The sequence below is a fragment of the Actinocrinis puniceicyclus genome (assembly GCF_018283645.1).
GTDB classification, from domain to species: domain Bacteria; phylum Actinomycetota; class Actinomycetes; order Streptomycetales; family Catenulisporaceae; genus Actinocrinis; species Actinocrinis puniceicyclus.
Genome location: NZ_JAGSXH010000162.1, coordinates 1 through 9,963, shown reverse-complemented (window position 1 = coordinate 9,963; position 9,963 = coordinate 1). Strand labels below are relative to the sequence as shown.

Genomic DNA, 9,963 nt, shown 5'->3' with positions numbered 1-9,963 from the left:
GCACATCCCGGTCTCCCGCCCGCCCCGAGCGGAGCCGCGATCCGGTATGGATCGCGCTCGGCGCGCTGCTCGCCCTGAGCTTCGAGATCAACGCCGGGATCCTGATCACCGGCGCGTTCCTACAGCCCTTATCCGCCTTGTTCAACGCCCGGTGACCCGCCGCGCCACCACGCCCGCGCGTACCGCGCCGCGCCGTGGCGCAGGTGCCGCGGCGCGGCCTTCACCGACCGCGGGTGCGCCGTGCGGGTCCTGCTGGGCATCGCCGGGGTATGACTGGGCGTCTGGTCGCCGGCGACACTCGCGCTCGCGCGCCCCGGGTCCTCGCCACACTGCCACTACTCCCGCCCTGAAGCGCACCCGGATCCGGAGCGCACCACGGCCGAGAATCGCATGAGCAGGGTGTCAGGCGGATCATTGCCTATTGAGGATGCCGCCGGTCGAGCTGTGTTGGAAGCGGTCGAGAGCTGATCAGCAAGGACGACGTCACAGCCCTGCTGAACAAAGCGATCGATGAGGCCTCATCACACTGGGTCTGAGTACGCAACGCCTCAGAATCAACGCGTAGAGCACACGAGCGGCCAAGAGCGCTGATCATTCCGCACCGGCGCGGTGGCGCCATCAGCGCAGCCGGGCTGCGTGCGGGACTTCTCGCGTGACACGAAAGAGGACTGCGGGCTCCTGGTCCGCCCAGGCGCAAACACCACGGCCACCACAGCCACGGCATGTTGAAATGGGACGGGTGTCAGGGAATGCCGCCTGCGGCACATGTGCATGGGCGCGGCCGGGAACCCCGGGAACGCCGCGCGCGTCCTTCTTCTACAATGACGTAGAAGTAGGTGCTCGGCTCGAGCGCCGCGAGTTGAGGCGGCTGGTGGGCGGTGGAATGCGGTGACGGACCATGCGTTACGTGGGCGCGGGCGCGGACATCGAGTGCCTGGCATCCGAGCGCGGCTAAGCGATCCGGACGCATTGCGGCGGGACAACGTAGCTCGGATGGCACGCGCCTGCGCGTGCGGGGGTTTCGCGGTTCGGTTCGGCCGCTGGCCTGGCTCGATCCTGCTCGCTTGAGGCACGCGCCCGTTGCTGGCTATGACGCGGCAGCCTCGAACCGCTCGACGCCCTGTAGCCGATCACCGCGGTGGGCCGCCGGACAAGGAGCTACAGGTGCCACGTAACACCTCGTCAACGCATAAGGGCGCAGCCCGTCGCGCCCTGCGGCGCAAGCAGAGCGGAAAACCACGACGGCGGCTGCCGCCCCGTCTGCGCCGGACCCTCGTGTGGAGCCTGCGCGGCACGCTCGCGCTCCTGTTCATCGCAGTTGTCTACGTCGGGGTGACGATCTACCCGTACCTCAGCGCCCCGGGAACCGACAGGGTTGCCGCGCGAGTCGCCGAGTGGGGACGCGACCATCACCTAAGCTGGGCCGTGACTTGGCTGGAAAACCGGACCTACACCGCTCCGCCGACCGGTGGCGCCCTTAACACCGCCCAGCGCCTTGCGCTGCTGGGCGGCCAGGACTCCGCACCACACCCACGTGCGACCGCCTCCGCCACCGCACAGGCCGACCTGCCCACCAACATCCCCGTGCAAGCCGCGCACCCGCTGCCCGGCGAGGGGGTATGGCATCCGGTGACCTACGGCCCGGCCGCCAGGCCCGTGCTCGAAGAAGCGGCGCTGCGCCCCGACGGCCTGCACACCTCAAAGCTCGCCCACGCCGTGTGGCTCAGCCAGAAAGACCTCGGCTTCACCCTGCAACCCGGCTACCAGCAGCCCGGCGGGAGCTGGCCTACCCCCGACTCCCTGTCCGGCGCCCTACTCAAGCGCCTGGTCGCCACCTGGAACGGCGGGTTCAAGGTGCACCCTGACGACGCCCTCGGCGGCTACTACGCGAACGGCCACACCGCCGTGCCACTGGTCGCCGGCAGGGCTTCCGAGGTCTTCCACCGCGACGGTTCGCTCTCGATCGGAGCGTGGGGCACCGACGTGGTGATGAGCCCCGACGTCCTTGCCGTGCGCCAGAATCTCGGCCTGCTCGTCGAGCACGGCCGGATCCAGAGCACCGTGGGCGCCGGATCCGGCGCCCAGTGGGGGTACACCATCAACAACGACTTCTACATCGCCCGCTCAGGCGTCGGCGTGACCTCCACCGGAGACATCGTGTACGTCAGCGGCCCCGCGCTCTCGGTCAGCACCCTCGCTCATCTGCTCAAGGCCGCCGGCGCCGTCAACGCCATGGAACTGGACATCAACCCCGACTGGGTCTCCTTCATGACCTACAGCGGCAGCCAGAGCAAACCCGATCCGGTCAAGCTCTGGAACTTCGTCCAGCCCGCCAACCGCTACCTGCAGCCCTCCAGCCGCGACTTCGTCTCCGTCCACCTGCGGTGAACACCAGCGCGCCCGTGGCCGCAGACGACGTCTGCGACGTGTGATGATCCGCGCTCACCGCGCTGAAGTTGGTCCACCCGTGGAACGGTTGCCGGCCTGGGCCAAGGCGCTCCGGCGCAGCGCGCCAGGCAATAGCCTCGCTTCGACGGGACACCCAGTCACATCAGTCCTTCGCCGTCAGATCGCTGACCCGCGGATTGTCGCGATCGCGGCGGCGCTGCGCCTTGTCCTTGCCGAAAGCCCCATCCACGCAGATCACGCCGCACACTTGTGTTCGTGCACGGTGCCTGCGCTGCTTCAACAGTGCCGTATGCCGTGACCAGGGGTCTTGCCACGGCATGTAGCGGGATGTTTATGCGGCGCTGTGGGACTCGTTGAGTAGTTCGCCGAGGCGTGTTCGCCGTCGGGGCGGCCCGAGCGCAAGGCAGTGACGATCGGATCATCGGTGGGTGCCCTCGCGTCCAGGGCCGTGTGGGCGCGTCCGGTGATCTCGTGCTGTTCCCACTGGCCCATGAGCGCGAAGGTGGCGCTCGCCGAGGATAAGCATCCGGTCGGTCGCGCTCGTGCGGGTGGTCAGCACGAAGTGTTCGGCGTGGACGTTCATCCGTGGGCATCGTGGGGCGCCAAGCAGCCTCTAGGCAGTGTTGGGGAATGTATCAAGGCAACGATTCGACCGCCGCTTTGTCCGGGATCGTGATGGCGAATCCGGTCAGCGACGAGCATGTTTGTCTCGGGCTGTCTGCGGACTCGAAGCCGTGGGCACTGATCTTCCTGCCGCTGATTCTCGCGGCGCACGCGCGCACGCGGCGGCACCGCGCTGCGGACCGGGATCACGGTGCTGTTTGTTGGGCTGCCGCTCGTAACGACCGGCCTCGGCACGCTGACCGCGGTACGGTTTGGCATCACCGACCAGCGCTTCTGCGCGCTGTGTACCTTCGACGGGCACACCCGCCACCCCCGGCGGGGACCGCGCGGCCCAGATCGTACTCGGCTGCGCGCTCGCAGCCCTCGCGGTGCGCCGCGGCCGGCCCGGCGCTGATACTGCACGGCGTCGGCGCGCTCACCGCGCTCACCGCGGGCGTCCTGTGGGGAGCCCTGCCGTTTGACCTAATCGGACCGCGCCGACCGGTGCCGCTGTGAGCTGCTGAGCGGCGTGGCGCTGGCCGTCGCGCACGCGCTGATCTCGACAACGCGATGCTCGGCGAGCTGCGGCTCTGACTGGTTCTGGCCTTCGCCCTCGCGCTGCTGCTCCTGCCCGCCCGCCAGTACGGGCTACCCGCTACCGCTGCCGAGTCGGCTGCCTGATCGCCGGATGGCGACCGGTCCCTCACACCACCCACGCCGCGCCACCCACCGCGCCCGAAAGTCGGAGCGGGCGGCGTCGTCAGGGTGTCCGCTCCGACTCCGGTCTGTGGCTCAGCTGCCGCTCCCGTTACTCGTTCCCGTTGAACTGGTGGTCGACGTTCGCGCCCGGGGTGTCGGCGTGGCCGCCGGGACCGTCGGTCTCGCGGGTCGACTCAGTGCCCTGTTGCTCGGTGTCCGAGCCCTGCCGCTGGTTGCCGTCGGTGACGGCGGTGGTCGCGGTGGCCTGGTGAGCACCGGACACGGCTGGCGCCGAGGCGGCGTACGCCACGCCGCCCGAGAGCGCCGCCACGACGAACGCCGAACCGGCGAGCAGGGCCGCTTTGCGGCTCAACTGCATGATCATCCTCCTTGGAACAGGCGGGCGGGTTCGCCCGCACGGCCCTACCGTCCCCCGGACACGCTGTGGTGGCGCTGAGTCGGGCTGAGATCGTTCTCAGCTTCGTCACACCGCCGAGGTGGACACTGAGTTCGGAAAGGGACGCTGGAACGGGCACTAGGTTCGGGAGGTCGCGATGCGGGTGCTGCTGGTCGAGGACGATGCCCGACTGGCCGAGGTCGTGACCCGCGGCCTGCGCGCCGACGGGTTCGCGGTGGATGTGGCCCGCGACGGAGCGCAGGGCCTTTGGCAAGCCACTGAGCATGAGTACGACGTTGTCATCCTGGACATCATGCTGCCGGTGCTGTCCGGGTATGAGGTGGTGCGCAGGCTGCGCGAGCGGGACGTGCACACGCCGGTACTGGTGCTCACGGCGAAGGACGGGGAATACGACGAGGCCGACGCGCTGGATCTCGGCGCGGACGACTACCTGACCAAGCCGTTCTTCTACGTCGTGCTGCTCGCCCGGCTGCGCGCCCTGATGCGGCGGGGCGGCGCCCGCAGGCCACCGGTGCTGGTCACCGGGGATCTGCAATTCGACCCGGCAACCCGCAGATGCCAGCGCGACGGTGAACCCGTGGAACTCACCGCCCGCGAGGCAGGGGTGCTGGAGTACCTGATGGAGCGGCACGATCAGGTGGTGAGCAAGAGCGAACTGCTGGCGCACGTGTGGGACCAGCACTACGACGGTGATCCGAACGTGGTAGAGGTGTACGTCAGCTATCTGCGCAAGAAACTCGACTCGCCGACGACCGGCGGGGTGATCGAGACGGTACGAGGAGCCGGGTACCGGCTGCGCGGACGCGCACCGTGACCGGCTCTTCGCACCGCCGCCGGGCCCTGCGCACCCGGCTGACCGCCGCATCGGCCCTGGCGATCGCGACTGGTATCACGCTGGCGTCCTGTGCGCTGGTCTGGCGCCTTCAAGCGGGCCTGACCGATACGCTGAAGAGCAGTGTGACGCAAAACGCCTCGAACGTGGCCGCGGCATTGACTACAGGCAAACCACCCGCCGCACTGACCACCAGCACCGACGCCGGGGTAATCCAGATCGTCGACCACACTGGCCAGGTACTCGCCAGCTCGGCCAACATAGACGGCGAACCGCCGCTGTTCACCTGGCCACGGCCGATCGACCGCTTGACGGTGCGAGAAGCCTCCGGCGTGCCACTGGGAGGCGAGGGCGGCTACCTGGTCGCCGCCGTACCGGCGCGCACGGCGTCCGGCAGCGTGACGGTCTTTTCCGGCTCCCCGCTGGCGCCGGTGCAGGCAAGTGTCCGGGAACTGACCGCCGAACTACTACTGGCCGCACCTATCCTGGTCGCCGCACTCGCGGCGCTGGCGTGGCTGCTGGTGGGCCGGGCGCTACGCCCGGTGGAGGAGCTACGCCGCCAAGCGGCGCTGCTCTCGGGCACCGACCTGCACCGCAGACTGCCGCCCGCGCCAGGGTCCGATGAACTGAACCGGCTGGCCGGCACCTTCAACGACCTGCTCGGTCGGATCGAGGCGGCCACCGACCGGCAACGCAGATTCGTCGCCGACGCCGCACACGAACTGCGCAGCCCGATCGCCGCGCTGCGCGCGCAGCTCGAGATCGACCGGAGACATCCGCACCTTCCCGACCAGGCAGGCGCGCGCGCGGATATGTCAGCTGACGTCTCCCGTCTCGCCCGGCTGGTCGAGGACCTGCTCATGCTCGCCCGCCTGGACGCCCACGCGCCGCGCCGCCGCGAACCGCGCGCCGTTGCGGGGCTCACGGCCCGTGCGGGTCCTGGCGCCCGCCGGGTACGCTCGCGCCACGCCGCTGCCGGAGACCCTGGATTCTCTTGTGCGAGCACACGCCGAGATCGTCTCGGCGATCGCGCCGGGCGAGGACTACGCACTGGTCGGCTACTCGTCAGGCGGATGGCTCGCCCAAGCCGTCGCGGAGCGGCTGGAACAAACCGGCACCGGACCGCGTGCGCTCGTCCTGCTCGACACGTACGCACCAGACGACGCGCGAATCAAGCAACTGCAGACCGAGCTCTACCGCGAGCTGGCGGCGAACCCAGAGCTGATCGAACTCGTCACCGACACCAGCCTCGCCGCGATGGGCTGGCATCTGCGGCTGTTCGACGGCTGGAGCCCCGGCCGCCTCGCCGCTCCCACGCTGCTGGTCGCCGCAGAGCGCTTCATCGACGGGGATGCCGCCCCCGAGCCGGCCGGGCCCTGGCCCGATCCACGCACCCTGATCCGGGTCCGCGGGACCCACACCACCATGATCACGAGCTTCGCGGACGAGAGCGCCGCGGCCGTGGACGCCTGGCTGCGCGGCCCGACCGAATCCGCACCCTGAGAGGGGAAGAACACCGTGCACACCGCGAACACGACGGCCCCGCCCGGAATCGGCGCCCGCGCGGAGAGCACCGAGATCGACCTGCTCGGTTGGGGGTTCGCCCAGGACCCGCACTCGCGCTACGCGCTGCTGCGCGCCGCCGGTGACGTGCGCAAGCACGTCGTCAAGACCCTCGCCACCGAGCTCAACGCCTGGGTGGTGGCCGACTACGAGCGGGCCAGATCGTTGCTCGCCGATCCGAGGCTGTCCAAGCAGATCGAGCCGCTGCTCGATGCCATGGCGGCCAACGCCGTCGACCCGACCCAGACGATCGCGCGCACCCCGCGCAGCATGCTCTTCAGCGACCCGCCGGATCACACCAGGCTGCGGCGCCTGCTGGGCAACGTGTTCACCATGCGCCGGGTCGAGCGGCTGCGCCCGTGGATCGAAGAGCTCACCGACTCGCTGCTCGACCAGGTCGTCCCGGGCGAGGAGTTCGATTTCGTGGAACGCATCGGCCTGGCGCTGCCGATCTTCGTGATCGGAAAACTGCTCGGCGTCCCGCAGGAGCGGCACGACGACTTCCGGGCCTGGAACGGCGTGCTCGCCAGCCTGCAGACCACCGCCGAACAGAAGCGCGAGGCGCACGGGCGGGCGTTCGCGTACATCGGGGAACTGATCGCGGCCAAGCGGCGCGAGCCGGGCGACGACCTGGTCTCCGCTCTCATCACCGCCCAGGAGGACGGTGGCAGCCTGGACGACCCCGAACTGCTCGCCACCACCTACCTGATGATGAACGCCGGATACGAGACGACCGCTCACATGCTCAGCAGCGGTGTCCTCGGTTTGCTCGAGCACCCCGACCAGCAGCGGCTGCTGCGCGCGGATTCGAGCCTGTTGTCCAGCGCGGTGGAGGAGTTCCTGCGCCTGGAGAGCCCGCTGAACATGGCGACCATCCGGTTCACCGCGGAGCCGGTCGAGCTCGGCGGGACGACGATCCCAGCCGGGCAGATCGTCTTCATCGCGCTGCTGTCCGCGAACCGGGACCCTGCGCGCTTCCCCGACCCGGACCGCCTCGACATCACCCGGGCGAACAAGGGGCACCTGTCCTTCGGCCACGGGATCCACCACTGCATCGGCGCACCGCTGGCCCGGATGGAGGGCGAGATCGTGTTCGGGCGGCTGCTCGAACGCTTCGCCACGTGGGAGCTGGTCACACCCGCGCAACAGCTGCGGTGGAAGTACAGCGCCCAGTTCCGCGGACTCGAGGCGCTGCCGGTGCGGCTGTCCTGACCAGAGCGGTGACGGCCCGCACACAGCGTCGTCGCTCAATCCCGATCACTACGAAAACCGCCGGACCTGACGCCGCGCACTCGACGTGCGCGTGCGGATCAGCGAGCAGAGGAGATGTACATGTCCCAGGAAATCGACCTTGTGGCCCGGTTCTTCAGCGCCAGCGAGAACTCGCAGATCGAGGCGGCGCTCGACTGCTTCGCCGAGGGCGGCGTCTGGATCGACCCCACCGGCAAGGTCTACGCCGGAGCGGAGATCGAACCGTATCTCAAGCAGCAGATCGACCTGCTGCACGAATTCCACAGCAAGGGCATCAGCGTGAATTACACCCCGCTCACCCAGGAGGGGGACCGGGTCTACATCGGCGCCACGGTGAACGAGGCCGACGGCACCGAGATCCGCCGGTTCGTCGACGTCTTCGTGATGCGCGACGGCAAGATCGCGATCAAGGACGTGTTCGCCAAGTAGGCGCCGCGCGGCGGATGACGTGCGGCGGAGGCGGGCAGTCTCCCGCCTCCGCCGCACCTCGCCCGGTGCCCGCCGGAGCAGGGTTGCGTACGTGTCCCGCGCTTCGCATACTTAGTAAATGGTGCAGCAAGACCCTGTCATATCGACATGCAAACACCCTGGTCGCGGTATGTGTCGAGTTTTCAAACAGGACAGGGTTCTGCCACGCGTCGCTCTGCGCTGTCAGATCCTTGTGTAGCGCCTGGACGAAGCGGGCGAGCTCTTCGCGAGAGGTGACCTGGCGCGGGTCAGGCAACGTGCCCTGCATGATCTTCAGCCTCCGGTCATCCGCGGTCCGGCCGCGGTGCGGCGCGGGCTCATTGTGACTGAACCGCCCCGGCTTTGCGCCAGGCCTGCTCGTGGAGAGCGCGCAGCGCGGCACTCGCGGCATGCGCGGCTTCGCCGTGCCCGCCGACTTCGACCTCGTGATCGAGCACTGATCCGGCCGCCACGCGGCAGCTCAGTTTCGGCGCATTTGCGCGAGGTATTCGCCGGTGGGGGCGCCGATGCCGGTTTCGGTGTCGAATCCGGGTCCGACCGACGTGGTCACAGGTACACCCGGGATCGGCTCTTGAGCGAGCATCTGGAAGAGCATCGGGGCGAACGTGCCGGCGGAGACCCAGCGCTGCGCGACGGCGGCCGGGGGCGGGCCGGTGAGCTTGGTGATGTCGCGCAGCGCCCCGGTGCCCGCCAGGTGGTAGAGCGTGGGGTTGGCGAATCCGAGCGGTGTGCCGCCGCGTGCCTGCTGGGCGAGCGCCTGCACGCCCGCGAACAGCGGGGTCGACAGGCTGGTGCCGCCGTAGCGGCGCTCGGTGTACTTCCAGGAGCTCTCCTCGGAGCCCGGCCATGTCTCGCCGTACAGCGGCGTGCCGCCGACCAGCATGCCGGTGGCCGCGTCGGCGTCCATCGCGACGTCCGGGCTGGTGCGGTCGATCTTGCCGTCCGGGCCGGTCGCCTCCCGGTCGGAGACCACGCCCTGCTGGTACCAGGGCCGCGGCGTGCCCCGTTCCCAGCCGCCTCCCGTGCCGCCGCCGGGCTGCGGCGCCTGCCAGGAGGTGCCGTCGGGGCTCAGCGCGCTGAGCGTGTCGCCCCAGCCGGTCTCCCACTCGCGTGAACCGTGGGGTCCGATGGCCAGCGACGTACCGCCGACGCCGGTGGTCCACTGGTCGCCCGCCTGGTAGGCCAGGCCGCCGTTGCCGTCGCCGCTGGGGTAGTAGAAGCCGACGCCCTGCAGCGCCCCCTCCTGGTACAGGTTGTCGTACGCCACCTGTGTCCTGGGCGTAGGCATGAACGTGCTGGAGTTCGAGACGATCGTGGCGTGCGTGTGGTCCAGGACGTACATGTCGCTCGCCAGGTCGAAGTTCGGGCCGTTGTCCGGCGAGGTGGAATAGCCGATGACGATGATGTCGGCGTCCGGCGCCATACCGTGCACGGCCTCCACGTCCAGCGTCGTCTCGACCAAGCCCGAGTCGGTCTCGGCCGACGTGTAGGCGGGTGTGCCGTCCGGCGTGGGGACCACGGTCAGCTGACCGGGGCGCAGCTGCCGGGTGCCCACATGCCGCGACCAGGTGTCCACGTCCTGCCCCAGGGTGCCTAGGCCCGTAGTTCGCATGTAGCTCGTTCGGGTCGGGTCAGGGTTCTGTCCAGCGTGGCTGGATGACCTCGATGCCGAGGAGTTCGAGCAGGTGGACGTGGATTCCTTGGGCGAACAGGACGGTCG

9 protein-coding genes and 1 pseudogene are annotated in these 9,963 nt (G+C 69.4%); 6 read left to right on the top strand and 4 right to left on the bottom strand.

Annotation, left to right across the window (positions count from 1 at the left end):
* The first annotated feature begins 1,164 nt into the window (after positions 1–1,164).
* Entirely contained in the window at positions 1,165–2,388 is a 1,224-nt protein-coding gene (locus KGA66_RS26180) for a phosphodiester glycosidase family protein (protein WP_211471739.1), read from the top strand.
* 163 nt (positions 2,389–2,551) lie between these two features.
* On the opposite strand, the gene KGA66_RS26175 is transcribed toward KGA66_RS26180, so the two are convergent.
* Entirely contained in the window at positions 2,552–2,728 is a 177-nt protein-coding gene (locus KGA66_RS26175) for a hypothetical protein (protein ID WP_211471737.1), read from the bottom strand.
* 1,092 nt (positions 2,729–3,820) lie between these two features.
* Positions 3,821–4,090 (bottom strand): hypothetical protein, encoded by a 270-nt coding sequence (locus KGA66_RS26170; RefSeq protein WP_211471735.1) that lies wholly within the window; start codon positions 4,088–4,090, stop codon positions 3,821–3,823.
* 175 nt (positions 4,091–4,265) lie between these two features.
* Between KGA66_RS26170 and KGA66_RS26165 the strand changes: the two genes are divergently transcribed.
* Together KGA66_RS26165 and KGA66_RS32310 are read left to right on the top strand one after the other, a co-directional pair.
* A complete protein-coding gene (locus KGA66_RS26165) occupies positions 4,266–4,943 on the top strand; it encodes a response regulator transcription factor (RefSeq protein WP_211471733.1) in 678 nt (225 codons plus the stop codon).
* Positions 4,940–5,782 (top strand): annotated as a pseudogene (locus KGA66_RS32310) (HAMP domain-containing protein); the annotation flags it as partial. The gene KGA66_RS26165 and the pseudogene KGA66_RS32310, both read left to right, overlap by 4 nt.
* Here the strand turns inward: KGA66_RS32310 and KGA66_RS26155 are convergent.
* The gene (locus KGA66_RS26155; protein ID WP_211471741.1) at positions 5,777–5,929 is read right to left on the bottom strand and encodes a hypothetical protein; all 153 of its coding nucleotides are present in this window, start codon (positions 5,927–5,929) and stop codon (positions 5,777–5,779) included. The pseudogene KGA66_RS32310 and the gene KGA66_RS26155 overlap by 6 nt on opposite strands.
* Here KGA66_RS26155 and KGA66_RS26150 point away from each other — a divergent pair.
* From KGA66_RS26150 to KGA66_RS26140, 3 genes are all read left to right on the top strand, one after another.
* Positions 5,892–6,464: an alpha/beta fold hydrolase gene (locus KGA66_RS26150; RefSeq protein WP_211471730.1), complete on the top strand. Its 573-nt coding sequence runs from the start codon at positions 5,892–5,894 to the stop codon at positions 6,462–6,464. The two genes, KGA66_RS26155 and KGA66_RS26150, sit on opposite strands and share 38 nt — an antisense overlap.
* A gap of 15 nt (positions 6,465–6,479) precedes the next feature.
* Positions 6,480–7,736 (top strand): cytochrome P450 family protein, encoded by a 1,257-nt coding sequence (locus KGA66_RS26145; protein WP_211471728.1) that lies wholly within the window; start codon positions 6,480–6,482, stop codon positions 7,734–7,736.
* A 120-nt stretch (positions 7,737–7,856) separates the two neighbouring features.
* Positions 7,857–8,204 (top strand): nuclear transport factor 2 family protein, encoded by a 348-nt coding sequence (locus KGA66_RS26140; protein ID WP_211471726.1) that lies wholly within the window; start codon positions 7,857–7,859, stop codon positions 8,202–8,204.
* A gap of 499 nt (positions 8,205–8,703) precedes the next feature.
* Here KGA66_RS26140 and KGA66_RS26135 read toward each other — a convergent pair whose 3' ends face one another.
* Complete coding sequence (locus KGA66_RS26135) at positions 8,704–9,855, bottom strand: S8 family serine peptidase (RefSeq protein WP_211471723.1); 1,152 nt, start codon at positions 9,853–9,855, stop codon at positions 8,704–8,706.
* Positions 9,856–9,963: the final 108 nt, after the last annotated feature.